The organism is Sphingobacterium chungjuense (genome assembly GCF_011316935.1).
In the GTDB taxonomy this organism is placed as follows: Bacteria; Bacteroidota; Bacteroidia; order Sphingobacteriales; family Sphingobacteriaceae; genus Sphingobacterium; species Sphingobacterium chungjuense.
Genome location: NZ_WLYS01000001.1, coordinates 722,510 through 739,299, shown reverse-complemented (window position 1 = coordinate 739,299; position 16,790 = coordinate 722,510). Strand labels below are relative to the sequence as shown.

General features: G+C 45.4%; 14 protein-coding genes. 8 read left to right on the top strand and 6 right to left on the bottom strand.

From position 1 onward, the window contains the following. Window positions 1-126: 126 nt before the first annotated feature. Both GKO22_RS03370 and GKO22_RS03365 read left to right on the top strand, forming a co-directional pair. Window positions 127-1,101: an NAD-dependent epimerase/dehydratase family protein gene (locus GKO22_RS03370; RefSeq protein WP_166332668.1), complete on the top strand. Its 975-nt coding sequence runs from the start codon at window positions 127-129 to the stop codon at window positions 1,099-1,101. Between the two features lie 12 nt (window positions 1,102-1,113). Continuing rightward, a complete protein-coding gene (locus GKO22_RS03365; protein ID WP_166332667.1) occupies window positions 1,114-2,409 on the top strand; it encodes an HAD-IB family phosphatase in 1,296 nt (431 codons plus the stop codon). Window positions 2,410-2,414: 5 nt separating this feature from the next. Here the strand turns inward: GKO22_RS03365 and GKO22_RS03360 are convergent, their stop codons facing one another. Together GKO22_RS03360 and dapF are read right to left on the bottom strand one after the other, a co-directional pair. After that, entirely contained in the window at window positions 2,415-5,300 is a 2,886-nt protein-coding gene (locus GKO22_RS03360; protein WP_166332666.1) for a DEAD/DEAH box helicase, read from the bottom strand. 61 nt (window positions 5,301-5,361) lie between these two features. After that, complete coding sequence (gene dapF, locus GKO22_RS03355; RefSeq protein WP_166332665.1) at window positions 5,362-6,156, bottom strand: diaminopimelate epimerase; 795 nt, start codon at window positions 6,154-6,156, stop codon at window positions 5,362-5,364. A gap of 213 nt (window positions 6,157-6,369) precedes the next feature. On the opposite strand from dapF, the gene GKO22_RS03350 reads away from it, so the two are divergent. The 5 genes from GKO22_RS03350 (at window position 6,370) to GKO22_RS03330 (ending at window position 10,414) form a co-directional block, all read left to right on the top strand. Next, window positions 6,370-7,929: a Do family serine endopeptidase gene (locus tag GKO22_RS03350; RefSeq protein WP_206367789.1), complete on the top strand. Its 1,560-nt coding sequence runs from the start codon at window positions 6,370-6,372 to the stop codon at window positions 7,927-7,929. 151 nt (window positions 7,930-8,080) lie between these two features. Next, the gene (locus GKO22_RS03345; protein WP_166332664.1) at window positions 8,081-8,539 is read left to right on the top strand and encodes a low molecular weight protein-tyrosine-phosphatase; all 459 of its coding nucleotides are present in this window, start codon (window positions 8,081-8,083) and stop codon (window positions 8,537-8,539) included. Continuing rightward, the gene (locus GKO22_RS03340) at window positions 8,536-8,883 is read left to right on the top strand and encodes a hypothetical protein (protein WP_166332663.1); all 348 of its coding nucleotides are present in this window, start codon (window positions 8,536-8,538) and stop codon (window positions 8,881-8,883) included. The genes GKO22_RS03345 and GKO22_RS03340 overlap by 4 nt, the downstream gene beginning before the upstream one ends. Continuing rightward, a complete protein-coding gene (locus tag GKO22_RS03335) occupies window positions 8,867-9,643 on the top strand; it encodes a peptidylprolyl isomerase (RefSeq protein WP_166332662.1) in 777 nt (258 codons plus the stop codon). The genes GKO22_RS03340 and GKO22_RS03335 overlap by 17 nt, the downstream gene beginning before the upstream one ends. 3 nt (window positions 9,644-9,646) lie before the next feature. Next, a complete protein-coding gene (locus GKO22_RS03330) occupies window positions 9,647-10,414 on the top strand; it encodes an exodeoxyribonuclease III (protein ID WP_166332661.1) in 768 nt (255 codons plus the stop codon). Here the strand turns inward: GKO22_RS03330 and lipB are convergent. The 4 genes from lipB to GKO22_RS03310 are packed head-to-tail and all read right to left on the bottom strand — an operon-like array spanning window position 10,356 to window position 14,891. Beyond that, window positions 10,356-11,114 carry a lipoyl(octanoyl) transferase LipB gene (gene lipB, locus GKO22_RS03325; protein WP_166332660.1) on the bottom strand — a complete coding sequence of 253 codons (759 nt, stop codon included), beginning with the start codon at window positions 11,112-11,114 and terminating at the stop codon, window positions 10,356-10,358. The two genes, GKO22_RS03330 and lipB, sit on opposite strands and share 59 nt — an antisense overlap. A 21-nt stretch (window positions 11,115-11,135) precedes the next feature. Next, window positions 11,136-12,329, bottom strand: a complete 1,194-nt coding sequence (gene hflX / locus GKO22_RS03320) for a GTPase HflX (RefSeq protein WP_166332659.1) — start codon at window positions 12,327-12,329, stop codon at window positions 11,136-11,138. A 46-nt stretch (window positions 12,330-12,375) separates the two neighbouring features. Next, window positions 12,376-14,481 carry an ATP-dependent DNA helicase RecG gene (gene recG / locus GKO22_RS03315; RefSeq protein ID WP_166332658.1) on the bottom strand — a complete coding sequence of 702 codons (2,106 nt, stop codon included), beginning with the start codon at window positions 14,479-14,481 and terminating at the stop codon, window positions 12,376-12,378. Between the two features lie 17 nt (window positions 14,482-14,498). Then, a complete protein-coding gene (locus GKO22_RS03310; RefSeq protein ID WP_166332657.1) occupies window positions 14,499-14,891 on the bottom strand; it encodes a RidA family protein in 393 nt (130 codons plus the stop codon). Between the two features lie 165 nt (window positions 14,892-15,056). On the opposite strand from GKO22_RS03310, the gene GKO22_RS03305 reads away from it, so the two are divergent. Next, the gene (locus tag GKO22_RS03305; protein WP_166332656.1) at window positions 15,057-16,712 is read left to right on the top strand and encodes a glycoside hydrolase family 10 protein; all 1,656 of its coding nucleotides are present in this window, start codon (window positions 15,057-15,059) and stop codon (window positions 16,710-16,712) included. Window positions 16,713-16,790 lie beyond the last annotated feature (78 nt).

Genomic DNA, 16,790 nt, shown 5'->3' with positions numbered 1-16,790 from the left:
AAATCGCTTTTGTTTACCACAAAGATGCACTTATTCCTTCGCTTTTGCTCCCACAAATAAGCATTTGCATGGTATGTATAATTACTATACTTTTGAAGGAAGCAATGTCAAACACCTAGGTAGAAGATGATTTTAGTAACTGGAGGAACCGGTTTTTTGGGATCTGTATTGATCAAAAAGTTGATAGATGCAGGGCATAGCATTATCGCTCTAAAGCGACCACAATCTATTATACCAGATGCGCTGAAAGCATCTTCTTTGGTACAATGGGAAGATGCCGATATCACCGATTATTTCGCCCTGCAGGAAGTGTTTTCAGGTATTAAGTACGTGTACCATTGCGCGGCGATGATTTCCAATCAATCGAGAGATGCTGCCCAGATCACACAAATCAATAGAGAAGGTACTAAGCATATCGTGAATCTGTGTGTAGAGCATCAGGCACGTTTGGTGCATGTTAGTTCTATTGCAGCGCTGGGGCCTAACAAAGACGGACAGCCCGTTACTGAAGAGGCAAAATGGGAGATGACACGAAAAACGGCTCTATATTCTCGTGCGAAGCATGATGCGGAGATGGAAGTGTGGCGCGGGATGGAAGAAGGGCTGGATGCGGTGATTGTCAATCCATCGATTATGATGGGCGTAGGATTGGGCAAAGGCAAAGTTGCCGCCAATGCCTTATTCGACCAAGTCAAAAAAGGACTGAAAATCTTTCCAATCGGCTCCGTTGGTATCGTTGATGTCACGGATGTCGCTAGTATTATGATTTGGCTGATGAATTCCGAAATCTCCGGTGAGCGATTTATTTTAAACAGTGAGAATGTATTGTCACGCGATTTACTGACGGATATTAGTGCCTTAATGGGAAAACCAGCACCCACCATTCAAGCGAGCAAAACCTTAATGTCGATCGCATGGCGATTGGCCAAGGTAAAAGCGACGCTGTTCGGACAGCCTTCGGTACTCACCAAATATGCCGCCAGAGCAGCTTCCGAAAAATTGAGCTACGACAATTCCAAGATCACTCGACTTACTGCCCATCAATTCGTGCCAGTAGCCGAAACCCTTAAAAATGTATACCAGGCATATTATGCCAAATAATCCATACGGAGCGTGAAAAATTATTATATCATTGATTTCGACAGCACATTTACACAAGTAGAAGCGCTGGACGAATTAGCCAGAATATCACTAGAAGGAAGTCCCGAACAAGAAACCGTATACCGCGAAATAGAACGCTATACCAATTTGGCGATGGAAGGAAAGATCTCCTTTCGCGAAAGCCTTACTGGCCGCATCAGTTTGCTAAAAGCAAATAGAACTCATCTAGATCAATTGATCAAACACCTCAAAAAGAAGGTTTCCAAATCCTTCGATCGCAATCGTGCTTTCTTTCAAGCCAATGCCGATACGGCATGGATTGTATCTGGTGGATTTAAGGAGTTTATTACGCCCGTCGTGGCGCCCTACGGTATCAAGACCGAAAATATTTATGCCAACACCTTCTTATTTGATGACGAAGGCAATATTGTAGGCTATGACGATACCAATCCACTTTCTGATGAAGGGGGAAAGGTAAAATTGTTGAAAGAACTCAACGTACAAGGCCGTTTGTTTGGTATTGGCGATGGTTATTCTGATTTTCAGTTGAAGGAGTCTGGATTGATCGAACGATTCTATGCTTTTACGGAGAATATTGCGCGGCAATCTGTTACCGAAAAGGCGGATCACGTCACGCCAAGTTTTGATGAGTTTTTGTATGTCAATGATTTACCACGTGCGATCTCGTATCCGAAAAATCGAATTTTATGTCTGATCATTGGCAATGTACCTAATGTGGCCGCCGAGATATTGAAGAATGATGGCTTTTCGGTTCGTATCAAAGACAGCTTTGAGGAGAAATACGTGAAGGATGTCGGCATGTTGCTTCTGGGAGATAATGTCACAGTAGATCCCGATCAGCTCCGTCGTGCGAATAAGCTCAAAGTATTAGGCTATCTAGGTGATGTAAAAGGCAATGTGTCACGCACGGTATGTTGCGAAAAAGGCGTGGTCATCTTTGATGATAAACGACAAAAAAAACGCAATGCCGAATTTATTCCACGTCGGATGGCAGACTTCATCAATCATGGCGATACCTATATGAGTCGCAATTTCCCGGCCATGACTTTACCAAAGTTGAAACATGCGCATCGCCTGATACACATTCACAAGAATGTACCGGGCATTATGGCGCAGATCAATAAGGTGTACGCAGAGAATGAAGTCAATATTTTCTCCCAGTTTTTGATGACAAAAGATGCCATTGGCTATGCCATCACCGATGTGGACGCACAGTATGATAAAGAGATGTTGAAACAACTCAAGCAGATCGATAATACGATCAAGTTCCGAATACTATACAAATAAGCCGATTACTCTAAGAGGATACTTAGGTCCTCGCGGGATAAGGATTTGACGAAACTCTCTTCTGTGGTGATTAGCGCGGAAGAGAGTTTCTTTTTGCGGTTCTGTAAGGATACGATCTTTTCTTCTACGCTATCTTTGCTGATGAAGCGGTAGATAAAGACATTGCGCTCTTGGCCAATGCGGTGGCTGCGGTCAATGGCTTGCTGCTCTACCGCCGGATTCCACCACGGATCCAGAATAAACACATAATCCGCTTCTGTCAGATTTAGACCCACGCCACCAGCTTTGATCGAAATCAGAAAGATGCGTGTTTCCGCATCGTTTTTAAACTGATTCACCGCCGCTTCACGATCTTTCGTGCCACCATCCAAGTATGCGTATTTCGTTTTCTTGCGGTCGAAATGCTGGCGAAAAATATCCAAATGCTTCACAAACTGAGAGAAGATCAAAATCTTGCTATCTTGGGTAGGTACGGATTCCAACATTTCCAGTACAGCATCAAATTTTCCCGAGCCGTCGGCGTATTCCTGATCTACCATATGCGGATGATTGGCCAGCTGCCGCAATTTCATCAAACCCTGCAACAAAGTCATCTGACTGTTTTCGCCTGGCGCAGGCCCGTCCAACAATACATTGCGATAAGCCGATTTCGTGCTATCGTACAACTCCGCTTGTTTATCATTCATGGCGCAATACACGATCTGCTCCGTTTTGGAAGGCAGTTCCGTAGCCACCTGATTCTTCGTGCGGCGCAGGATGAATGGTTTGATCATCGCTTGCAGCCGTTGCGCACGGTCCTCATCTTTCTTTTTCTCGATCGGAATCACAAATTCCTCTTGGAAATAGTGGTAATTGCCCAATAATCCGGGATTCGAAAAGTGCATCTGCGTCCAAAGGTCGGCTACCGAATTTTCAATCGGTGTACCCGTGAGTGCCAAGCGATGTTTGCTACGCAAAGTTTTGATAGCTTTAAACGATTTCGATCGCGGATTTTTGATGTGCTGACTTTCATCGAGAATGATGTAATCGAAGAAGAATGCGCTAAACAACGCCTCATCACTTCTGACTACACCATAGGTCGTAATCACCAGATCATAGTGTGTAAACGTAAAAGAATCTTTAGTACGTGCATAACCCGTATGTAAGAGCACTCGGAGTTTTGGCGCAAAACGGGCAGCTTCCTTCTGCCAGTTGTAGAGCAACGAGGTGGGCAAAATCAGCAAAGAGGTGACCGCATGCTCGCCTTCGGCACGGTTTTCTTTTTGCCGTTGCAATAGCGCAATGGTCTGTACGGTCTTACCCAATCCCATATCATCCGCCAGAATACCACCAAAACGGTATTGCTGCAAGAAGTGAAACCAATTGTAGCCCGCCTGCTGATATGCGCGTAATTGTCCTTTGAAATGCATCGGCGGCGGCATCTGCTCAATCTCTTCAAACGAGTTCAATTTCTCCAATTTACGTTGGAAAGAAACCATCGCATGTTCGCTGATGTCTTGGAGAATACCGACATGCATTCTATTCAGTTTCAACCCATCGGTGGAGTGGGAGAAATGAAACAAATGCTCGTACTGTGCAAACCAAGCTTCGGGAATCACGGCAATCTCGCCGTTGGGCAAGACGAATTCGTGAATCCTATTGAGAATATGATCGCGCAATTGCACGAATGGTATTTTGTATGGCCCAAAGGAAACGAAAGCTTGTAGATCAAACCAATCATTGTTCTCCTCTACCGTCATGTCGACGCTAGCCAAACCTAAGAAAAAACGTTTCGCGCCGGTTTGTTGCTCGACGACAAAGCCCAATGCTTCTAACTGTTCGATATGCTTGTTCAACCACTCGAAGATCGAAAAGCTGTGTTCACCTGAAGCAGCGGCTACACCGAAAGAGCCGAAGAGGCGATCTTTGGATTGTAAACCCAATTCTATCAGCGCATTTTCTTGTTTCTGCTCCCATTTCACGGATCGTTTGATTCGGGTGAAGGTGTACGTATCTTGTTCCTCATCGTGTTGCAAACGAACGGTGATGGAGCGCTCGATGCTAGGCGGAAAGGTGTAGTCGCCATAGCGAAAGCTCAACTCTACTTGTGGCGCCTGTCCTTCCGCGTAGCGAATGGTTAAGATGGGTATGGCATCTTCCTTCATCGTTTTGATATCAAAACCTTCGGCGTAGACATTGTGGCGTTCGATGAGATTGGTCACGAAGGTTTCAAAATACTTCTTCTCCGTACTGCGAGGGACCGATATAAAACGCTTCTGTAAGAATGGACTGAGCTTTTTGCCATCCAGTGGCTGATCAAAATGATACAGGGTGCCTTCGAGTAACAACCAAGCTTGTTCTTGTATAATGACACTTGCATCTTTATACATAAACTCCATGCGGTGTCCTTGGTATTTGATGGTCGGGAAATAGCGCGTTTCTTCTTCATTTCTTCTGAAATGAAATAGGATAGAGGCAGGCTCTTGCGCAATTTCCAATCTCGTTTCAGCCGGGTAACCATCTTTTTTGCTCATCAGATAGAGCGGACGGCCTTGGAGTTTGTCGAGCACCTTGAGCAGTCGTTGCTCGATCTTGGGGCGAACAAACTGATATATTTTTTGATCGAATATCTTGGTGAAGTAATCTGCCGGACGAATCGGTTTTTTGTGATACCGCTTGATGATATGCGTCTGCTCGACTTCATCGAGCAAGCGAATCATCTCCATATCCGCATCAGATAGTCCTGCAGCGTACTCGGCAGCCGTATTGCTAAACACTCTTTTGTACGTGAGTGATAGCGATCCATTGCTATTGAGCTGCACCACATGCGGCTCGATAAGGTAGCCCAAATAAGGGTGCTCACCCAAAGAGTAAATTAAACGAAAAGGAAGATTGGAATCAACTTGCTGCATGAAATGATTGTAGTGCTGTCTCGCAAAAAAGACCACTAATATACCATTCTCCTGCTAGAGTTTAAAATTCGCCCTGAAATACCGATTTGGCAGGGCCGTGTAACCAGACATTGGTAAATGAATCTCCTTGCTTGTCGAAGGCAATGCGTAATTGGCCACCTAATACACGAATGCCAATTTTTTGATGTCCTTCTCGTTGTTCTTGCAGGGCAATGGCCATCGCTGCGGCCGTCGCGCCAGTACCACAAGCAAATGTTTCATCTTCTACACCGCGTTCGAAAGTACGACAGAAATAGGCATCTTCTCCTTCTTTCTCCACAAAGTTTACGTTGATACCGTCGGTTTTGTAGGTTTCATTATTTCGGATCGCCCCGCCGACTGTGAAGACATCTAAGTCTGCCAGTTCGGATACGAATTCAACATAGTGCGGAGATCCAGTTTGCAAGATGTACGCTTCGCCATCGCGAACGAAATTGTTTACGTCTATCATGCCAAGTTGTACTTGATCGCCTTGGATATTGGCATGATGTAAGCCGTCAACTGCCATAAAGACAGTGTCTTGCTTGATAACGCCAAGATCACGCGCAAAAGCAACAATACAGCGTCCGCCATTGCCACACATCGAACCTTTTTGACCGTCGGCATTATAGTAAATCATGTCGAAATCGGTCGAAATATCAGAATTTTTTGTATACTCCAATAGCATAAGACCATCAGCGCCGATACCAAAACGGCGATCACACATTTTGGACACTAAATCATGGTTGTTATGGTCAAAATCGTAATTACGGTTATCTATTAAGATAAAATCGTTGCCTGCGCCTTGATATTTAGAGAATGCAATTTTTCTGCTCATGTCCTTTAAAATATGGTACAAATTTAATAATCTTGTTACAAAAGAGACCAATATGGTTAAATCTTGTTAAAAGCGCATCAAATGCGTTTTTGATTAACATTATTTAACTGACAAAACTTGTACCAGCAGGCCGCATGGTATTACATTTGACTTAATCAAAATATCATCGGATTAGTAGCGGTGTTTATTTATGTTTCAAGAATTAAAATCATTATGAAAAAAATAGGAGCAACATTGTTAGTAGCGGCGATAGGAGGAGCTATCGCATTGGGGGGCTATAAGCTCTTCGAGAACCGGCAGCTGGATCGGATGACTTTCGAAGAACAGCAGAAAGTTTTTTATGCAAATAATCCGGGTGCAGAGATTATGTCTTCTACCGGAAATCCAGATTTTACACAAGCAGCAGCAGCCGTGACACCGGGAGTGGTACATATTACAGTCACGTCTACAGCAAAAGGTTCGCAACGTGGCGGCGGTGAACCGTTTGATCTTTTCGAAGAGTTCTTTGGTATGCCGCAACAACGCAGACAGCAGCAACCACGTCAATCTACCGGATCAGGATCTGGTGTGATTATCTCGCCAGACGGTTATATCGTGACGAATAATCACGTGGTACAAGATGCAGACAAGATTGAAGTAAAACTGACCGACAAACGTACGTTTGAAGCGAAAGTGATTGGTCGTGATGCCAATACGGATTTAGCATTAATCAAAGTTAGCGGCAGCAATTTGCCAATCGTAAAACTAGGCGATTCAGATAATGTGCAAGTAGGTGAGTGGGTTTTAGCCGTTGGTTATCCACTTGGTTTAGAATCGACAGTTACCGCCGGTATTGTAAGTGCAAAAGGTCGTCAAATCGGTATTTTGGGTGAATCGCAACAGCAACAACAACGTCCACGTGGATTTGGTAGTCCGCAGGAACAGCAAGAGCTGATGGTTAATACGGCGATTGAATCCTTTATTCAAACGGATGCGGTGATAAACCGTGGTAATAGTGGTGGTGCTTTGGTAAATGCACGCGGCGAATTGGTCGCGATCAACTCGGCTATTGCTTCTCCAACGGGCGTATACGCTGGTTATGGTTTTGCTATTCCGATCAACTTAGCCAAAAAAGTATTGGATGATTTCAAAGAATTTGGTAGCGTAAAACGTGGTTATGTAGGTGTTACTTTCACGGAAATCAATGCAGCAACTCGCGAAGAGTTCGGTATTGATGATGTATCCGGTCTTTATGTAAGAGATGTGGTGAAAGGTGGTGCAGCAGAAGCCGCAGGTATCAAACGTGGTGACGTGCTGACAAAAATCGAAGGACGTACGATTGAATCGACTCCAGATTTACAAGAGCGCGTAGCGAGACTTCGCCCGGGTGATAAAGTGAAATTGACGTACAAACGCGACAAAAAAGAGAAAGACGTTACGATTACCTTAAAAGGTGAGGAAACCAAAACAGCCGCAGAATCTGAAAGTGGATCGGCTAGCGGTGCGGAAATCTTTAATAAACTAGGAGCTAGCTTTGTGCCAGCAACCGATGCGAAGAAAAAAGAATTGGGTGTCAATTCTGGTGTTACGATCGCACAGGTACACCGTGGTGGATTGTTCGAGTACTTTGGTTATGAGGCTGGTTTAGTGATCACCGAAATCAATGGTAAACCAGTGAACAACGTAGATGATGTAGAAAGTGCTTTATCTAATACACGTAGAAATATGATTAACATCGTGGCGGTGCCACGTAGAGGAAGCATTCGTGAAATGAATGTGCCCTTGCAACGATAAAAAGTAGATAGTTTCCATCCCAATGGAAGAGCCTCCCCAGAACAGGGAGGCTTTCTTGTTTTTGACAAATTAGGCCATTGCGGCAGCGGAATTATAATATCTCCGCATAATGTAGTAATTTCGATCACCAACAAAAATGGACTAGCAATACATGAAGATATTAATGGTATGCTTGGGTAATATTTGCCGTTCGCCTTTGGCGCATGGTATTATGCAAGCATTGATCGATAAAGAAGGATTAGATTGGCAGGTAGATTCTGCCGGAACGGGCGATTGGCATGTTGGCCAAGCGCCAGACCGACGCTCCATCGCGACAGCAAAAAGCTATGGATTGGATATATCTACGCAGCAAGCGCAATGGTTTCAACCGAATATGTTCGATCGCTTTGATAAGATTCTGATGATGGATCGGCAAAATTACCGCGATGTGATTAAACAAGCTAAAACGGATGAACAACGCGAGAAAGTAACTTTGTTCTTGCCAGAAGGCGAAGTGCCCGATCCGTATTTCGATGATACGATGTTTGAGCCGGTATACGATATGATTGCTGCACAAGCGCGAGTCTTGTTGAAAACTTGGCAATCCGAAAAGCAGGAGGACAAAGCATGAACGCCGGAGAAGTAAATAAGAAATGGGCACATCTGCAACAGGTTCTCGCTGAGCAGTTTGATATGGATATCCCTGACCTCAAGGTGATGTTGTTTCTCATCGGTGTACAGGAATTGGGCAAGGGCCCGCAGGAATTTTCTAAAAGACAGAAAGAAGAGCTGATGCATATCGCTAACTGCCGTTTGTTCAGCTCTATGGGTTTTTACGAACTAAAGGGCTTGGATGAAGAAGGTTGGCCGCACTGGGAATTGGTGAAGCCAATCCCCAACTATACGCTGATGGAACAAGAATTAATTATCAAATCATTAATCATAGATTATTTTGAAGATGCACAGGTTATTTAAGGCCACGATATTACTAGTTTTCGCGTTGTTATTGAGCAACAGCGCGATATATGCGCAATCACCTACTCACTATTATGTAGAGATCAAGACGGGAAAAGGCAATGCCATTTTGAAATTGTACAACGAAACGCCTTTGCACCGCGATAATATGGTGCGATTGGTGCGCGCGAATTTTTACGATTCCCTATTGTTTCACCGCGTGATTAATCAGTTTATGATACAAGGTGGAGATCCGGGGTCTAAGTTTGCGGTCGATAAGCAAAGTTTGGGCGAAGGCGGTCCCGGTTACGATGTGCCTGCAGAAATCCAAGAGCAACTCATCCACAAGAAAGGTACGATTGGCGCTGCGCGCGATAATAATCCAGAAAAGAAATCTTCGGGGTCACAATTCTACTTGGTACAAGGCAAGAAGTTCTCCGAAGCGGGATTGGATTCGTTGGAAACGATGCGCTTAAAGAAAAAGCTGACACCGAAACAACGTGAAACCTATACCACGGTCGGTGGCGTGCCACATTTGGATGGAGAATACACGGTGTATGGTGAAATTATTGATGGATTAGACGCGGTTGATAGCATCGCCAAAGTAGAAACTGATGGGCGCGATCGTCCAGTAGCGAACGAACGGATGTCTATGCGTACGCTAACGCGTGATGAAGCTTTGAAAATCGAATTAGGAGCAGTGCCAAAACGAGGTTTTTTCTCGAGTATTTTTTCTAAAGCACCAGCACAAGAATACACCCTAACGCCCAGCAAGAAATAATCCATGAAAATCATCACCTATAACGTCAACGGGATACGTGCTGCGCTCAAAAAGGGCTGGCTCGAATGGTTGAAGATGGCTGCGCCGGATGTTATCTGCATTCAGGAAATCAAGGCCACACCGGATCAGGTGCCCGAATTGCTTTATCTGGAACAAATGGGTTACGAACATTATTGGTATCCCGCACAGAAGAAAGGCTATAGCGGAACGGCGATCTTCACCCGCCGAACACCAAAGCAAGTTGTTTACGGTTGCGGTCATGAAGATTACGATTTCGAAGGCCGCATGATTCGCCTAGATTTTGAGGAGGTATCGGTGATGAGCGTGTATTTCCCTTCGGGAACGACTGGCGATATTCGCCAGACATTTAAATACCGCTTTTTGGACGATTTTCAGGCGTACAGCAACAAATTGATTGAAGAACAACCCAAGCTCGTGGTGTGTGGAGATTTCAACATCTGTCACCGTGCGATCGACATTCACAATCCCAAGTCCAATGCCAATACTTCCGGCTTTTTGCCGCAAGAGCGCGAATGGATGGAGCAATATTTAGAATCAGGCTTTATTGACTCATTCCGCCACCTTAATCCAGAGCCACATAACTATACTTGGTGGAGTTACCGTGCGGGATCGCGCGGCAAAAACTTAGGCTGGCGCATTGACTATAATATGGTTTCCAAAGCGTTGGAAAGTCAGATTGTCAGCTCAAGTATTATGTCAGAGGCGGTGCACTCAGATCATTGTCCGACAGTGGTAGAATTGGCGCTGTAGCAACAACCAATTCCATTTCAAAAAGCGAAGCAATATGGCCTTTTAGCTTCGCTTTCACTTCTTCCATATCTAAAGCGTAGCCGAGCTCGCGCTGCATGGAAGTCACATCCTTGTCATCAATGCCGCAAGGCACAATGTGGTTGAAATAATTCAGATCCGCATTCACATTAAAAGCGAAACCATGCATCGTGACCCAGCGCGAAGCACGTACGCCCATCGCACAGATTTTGCGTGCGCGATCGTTGTCCGCATCAATCCAAACACCCGTAAAACCGGGATATCTGCCGGCTACAATGCCATAATCGGCCAGCGTCAAAATCACCGCTTCCTCCAATACGCGCAAATAGCGATGAATATCGGTGAAGAAATTGTCCAAATCTAAAATAGGATAACCAACAATCTGTCCCGGTCCGTGGTATGTAATATCACCGCCACGGTTGATTTTGTAAAATGTCGCTTGGTGCTTTTGCAGTCCTTCTTCGTCCAATAACAAATACTCCAAATGGCCACTTTTCCCCAACGTGTACACGTGCGGATGTTCCGTGAAAATCAGGTAATTGGGCGTTGGGTTTTCTGTATTTTTCGTACGATTCTGCAGTTTGGCTTCCAGCACATGGTTGAATACCGACTCCTGCCGATCCCACGCTTCTTGGTAATCTACCAAACCCCAATCGATAAATTGCGTCTGTTTGTTTTGCATGAACTTTCGTTTTTCGACCGTTTAGTACAACAAATTGTTGTGCGGGTAGCGCGCGGTATGAAGTTCGGAAACCATCTCGTATAGCTTCGCGCGAAACTCTTCGACATTGACCTTATCCGTTGCCGAAACAAAGATTGCTGGCGCAGCGTGTCGACCCATCCACGAGTTTTTAAAATCCTCTAAAGTCACTTTGATTTCTTCGCCATCCTCATCCTGTTCTACCGCCGGTTTGTACGCATCGATCTTGTTGAATACCGTCAAGATCGGTTTATCCAAGGCATTCAAATCTTTCAAGGTTTCATTCACGGCATGAATATGATCTTCGAAACTATGGTGTGAAATATCCACCACGTGAATCAAAATATCCGCTTCGCGCACCTCATCCAAAGTCGATTTGAAACATTCTACCAAGTGATGCGGTAATTTTCGAATAAATCCAACGGTATCTGACAGCAAGAAAGGCAAGTTTTCGATCACGACTTTGCGTACCGTTGTATCCAGCGTGGCAAAAAGTTTATTTTCGATCAATACATCCGACTTAGACAATAAGTTCATGATCGTCGATTTGCCCACATTGGTATAACCCACTAATGCGACGCGAACGAGTTCGCCGCGATTTTTACGTTGGGTTTCATTCTGCTTGTCAATGTGTTGTAAGCGCTCTTTGAATAAGGAAATCTTATTCAAAATCATCCGGCGGTCACTCTCGATCTGGCTCTCACCAGGACCACGCATACCGATACCACCTCGCTGACGCTCTAAGTGAGTCCACATACGAGTTAGTCGTGGCAATAAATATTGTAACTGTGCTAATTCCACTTGCGTTTTCGCCTGCGCGGTCTTTGCATGGTTAGCAAAAATATCTAAGATCAAGTTGGATCTGTCCAATACCTTGATCTCAAATTCCTTCTCTATGTTGCGCAGTTGCGATGGTGAAAGCTCGTCGTCGAATACGACGATGTCAATTTCCTCTGCTTTGATGAATGCTTTGATTTCGTCCAGCTTTCCCGATCCAACAAATGTTGCCCGATCTGGCTTGGTTAATTTTTGCGTGAAAACGCCTTTTACAATACCACCCGCCGTCTGCACCAGAAAATCTAACTCAGCCAAGTATTCCTTGGCGGTTTCGTCCGAGACGCCCTGCGGAATGACACTGACTAAAATAGCCGTTTCTTGTCTCGCAGCGGTATCGTATATTTTTGGTTCTTTTCCCATTAAAAATCTCTCTCTTTATGATTGTAAAGTACAAAGATACGTGTTTTTAAGAGATTTTGTCCCAAGCGATGGCTGGGCCTTTGTGGGTGAGTTTTTGGAGTAATGGTTGGTGTTCGGGAAGTTGCAGCTCGGGATCCTGTAAGAAAATGTCGATCACCGTTTCCCGTACTTCGGTCAGCAGCGCTTGATCGGTGCTGAGGTTGGCAATTTTCATCTCCAAAATGCCGGATTGTTGGGTGCCCGAAATATCGCCCGGCCCACGCAATTGCAAGTCCACTTCGGCAATCTTAAATCCGTCATTGGTTTCCACCATCGTTTCTAGTCGCTTTCTGCCGTCTTTGCTCAGCTTATTGCTCGACATCAAGATACAGAACGATCGCTCTGCACCACGACCAACACGGCCGCGCAACTGGTGTAGTTGCGAGAGGCCAAAGCGTTCGGAATTTTCAATAATCATCACCGAGGCGTTGGGCACATTGACACCGACCTCAATCACGGTGGTGGCCACCATGATCTGCGTTTCGCCTTTTACGAAACGTTGCATTTCAAAGTTTTTGTCCTTGATCGGCATTTTGCCGTGTACCACGCTGATGCGGTAGTTGGGCAATGGGAATTCGCGCATCAGCGATTCCAGTCCAGCTTCCAGATGCAGTAAATCTAGTTTTTCACTTTCTTTTATGAGCGGATAAACGATATAGATCTGTCGACCTTTCTGGATTTCTTCGCGCATAAAACCAAAGGCGCGCAAGCGTTGGTTTTCGAAGAAATGCACCGTTTTGATGGGCTTTCGGCCTGCCGGCAATTCATCAATCGCCGAAATATCCAGATCGCCATACATCGTCATGGCCAAGGTGCGCGGAATCGGCGTCGCCGTCATCACCAGCATGTGCGGCGGAATGGTGTTTTTGCGCCAAAGTTTGGCGCGCTGTTCCACGCCAAAGCGGTGTTGCTCGTCGATCACGACGAAGCCAATGTTTTTGAACTTTACTTTGTCTTCGATCAAAGCATGTGTGCCGATCAGAATATCCAAACTGCCATCTTCTAGCTGTTCGTGAATGCGACGACGCTCTTTGGTGGATGTAGATCCCGTCAGCAAAGCGACCTGACACAGATCTTCCCCCAGTAATTCTTTCACGCCGTGATAATGTTGTGTCGCCAAGATTTCTGTTGGCGCCATCATACAGGCCTGAAATCCATTGTCGATCGCCAATAGCATCGCCATGAGCGCAACCACCGTCTTGCCCGAGCCAACATCGCCCTGAACCAAGCGATTCATCTGTGCACCGGTATTGGTGTCGATACGGATTTCTTTCATCACGCGTTTCTGCGCGCCCGTAAGTGGAAAGGGCAAACGGTTGTTGAAAAACGTATTAAAATGATCGCCTACCTGCGTGAATCGATGCCCGCGGTATTTCTTGGTGTTGAGCTGCTTATTGCGCAGCAAGCGTAACTGCAACCAGAATAATTCATCGAATTTGAGCCGACGCGACGCGGTTTCATACGCCGTCTGATCCGTAGGGAAATGAATGCCTAAAATAGCTTCACGAGCCGAAATTAGATGATGTTTCTGCCGCAAACCTGCGGGCAGATCATCTTCCCAATTGGGTAATACCGTTTCTAGAGCCTGAGCTACCAACTTCTGTAAACCTTTGGTGTCCAGATTGAATTTCTTCAGTTTTTCGGTGGAAGTATAGACCGGTTGCAAGGTTTGGTTACCGATTTTTTTCTCGGAAGATTGGTACAGTTCCATCTCGGGATGCGTGATGGAAATCGCGTCATTGAATGAGGTCGGTTTGCCGTACATCACATAAACGGCATTGAGTTGCAGCGTTTTTTTGAGCCAAGCGATTTGTTGAAACCACACCAATTCGACCGTTCCGGTTTCGTCTTTGAGCAATCCGACCAAGCGCTTCGCGCGCTTTTCGCCAACCTCTTGCAGGCGAATCAGTCGGCCCAACACCTGTGCGCCTAATAGTGAAGCGTCCAGTTGGCGGATTTTGAAAAACTGTGTCCGATCGACATACCGGAAAGGATATAGCTGTAGCAGGTCACCGATCGTGAAAATCTGCAACTCTTTTTTCAAGACGTCGGCCTTTTGCGGGCCGACGCCTTTGAGATATTCGATGGGAGTGATTGCTGTCAATACAGCCATATCGGGAAATCAGATTTTTAGGAGCCTTTTTTCCAGGCGATGACGGAGATCTCTACGTTCACATTTTTTGGCAAAGTCTTCACGGCTACGGTTTCGCGCGCGGGCTGGTTCTCTACAAAGTATTGCGCATAGACATCATTGATGGTCGCAAAGTCGTCCATATTGCTAATGAAGATCGACGTTTTGACCACGTCATTGAAGCTGTAACTAGCGTGCTCCAATATGGCCGATACATTTTTCAATACCTGATGGGTTTCATCGGCAATGCCTGTAGCGACCAATTGCATGGTTTCTGGTAAGAAAGCAATCTGCCCAGAAACGTATAAAGTATCTCCGGCTTGCACCGCTTGATTGTAAGGGCCAATGGCTTTGGGTGCGGCATCTGTGTTAAATATCTTCTTTTCAGACATGGGATATATTGTGTAGTGATATAAATATTTTGTGGTTTTGTATGCTTACAGCTAATGTACGACACCGCGGCAAAAATCTAAAATTTAATTGTCGAAGACCTTGTGGGACAATTCTTTTTTTTGACGGATAAAATTGTAGTTTTGCTTGTTATGAACTTTTGGAATATGAGGCAACGAATTGGTTTTTTATGGGTAGGATTGGTGATGATGTTGGTGTTGTTTTCTTGCGGGAGCAAGAGAGGGCGCAACAAAGTATTAGTAAAACCAAATACCGAAGTAACAGGTGTAGCGCAGGGTAAACCGGAGCTCGAAGGGCCGAAGGAAGCAGAGGTAGCGCAAACATCGCGTGCCGCCGAAGTCGTAAAAGCGACAAAAGTAGCCGAAAAAGAAGTTCCGCAGCCGATACGCGCGCAGTTGCCAGAAGTTCGTCGCGAATTTCGCGCAGCGTGGATCGCTACGGTAGCCAATATCAACTGGCCATCGAAAAACAACCTATCGACCGATCAACAAAAGCAAGAAGCGATCACGCTTTTGAATCTGTTACAAGAGAATAATTTTAATGCCGTGATCTTCCAAGTAAGACCATCGGCAGATGCTTTATATAACTCTTCCTTAGAGCCTTGGTCGTATTTCCTGACTGGCGAAACAGGCCGTAAGCCTTATCCGTATTACGATCCTCTGGAGTTTTGGGTAGAAGAAGCGCACAAACGCGGTTTGGAATTACACGTTTGGCTGAATCCTTACCGGGCACATCACAGCTCTGGTGGCGGCGTGGGAAGCGCGTCGTTAGTGAAAAAATTTCCACAAAATGTGGTGCGATTAAAGAATGGTATGTATTGGTTTGATCCAGCGGATCAAACAACACAAGATCATGCTTCGATGGTAGTGCGCGATATTGTAAAACGCTATGATATCGATGGGGTGCATTTCGATGATTATTTTTACCCGTATGCATCGTATAATGGTGGGGCCGATTTTCCAGACAATACTTCGTGGAATGCTTATCGCCAACGTGGCGGGAATCTTTCGCGTCCCGATTGGCGTCGGGATCAAGTAAACCGCTTTATCAAGCGTGTTTACGGAGAGATCAAAGCCGAAAAGAAGCATGTTAAATTTGGATTGAGTCCGTTTGGCATCTGGAAACCGGGATATCCATCCGGAATTACCGGATCATCGCAGTACGATGAATTGTATGCCGATGCCAAATTGTGGTTAAACGAAGGTTGGGTAGATTATTTTGCGCCGCAGTTGTATTGGGCGATTGATCCGCCGCGTCAAAGCTTCCCAGCTTTATTGCGTTGGTGGCAATCTGAAAATAAGCACAATCGCCACTTATGGCCGGGTTTAAATACGGTAGAAGTACGTACGGCAGATCGTCCGACAGAAATCGTGCGCCAAGTAGAGTTAACGCGTCAAATTGTGCCCAACAGCCAAGGTGTTATTCACTGGAGTATTGCGGGCTTAACCAAAAGTCCGGCCATGGTGCAAGCATTGGTCAATGGTCCATACAAAGAGAAAGCCTTAGTTCCTGCCTCGCCTTGGCTGCAAACAACGCCGTTAATCACACCAACTTTGTTGTTGACGAAAGAGAAATCCGGATCTGTTTTTGCCAAATGGCAACACCGCACACCCGAAGATGTCAATCACTGGGTAGTATATGCTAAGTACGGCGATAATTGGGAATACACGATCTACGATCGCGACATTACGTCGAGCGAATTCTCTCCGAATAAACAAGGGGCTAAGTTGCGCGGCGTCGCGGTGCAAGCGATTGATCGCTTGGGCAATGCCAGTGATTATCTCGCTTACGACGTAAAATAGAGGCTTTGCTATAACGCTTTGAGCTGCTATTTAATAAGTTGTTTTTTTTGAATAGATTTATAAAAAACAAAAGTTGAT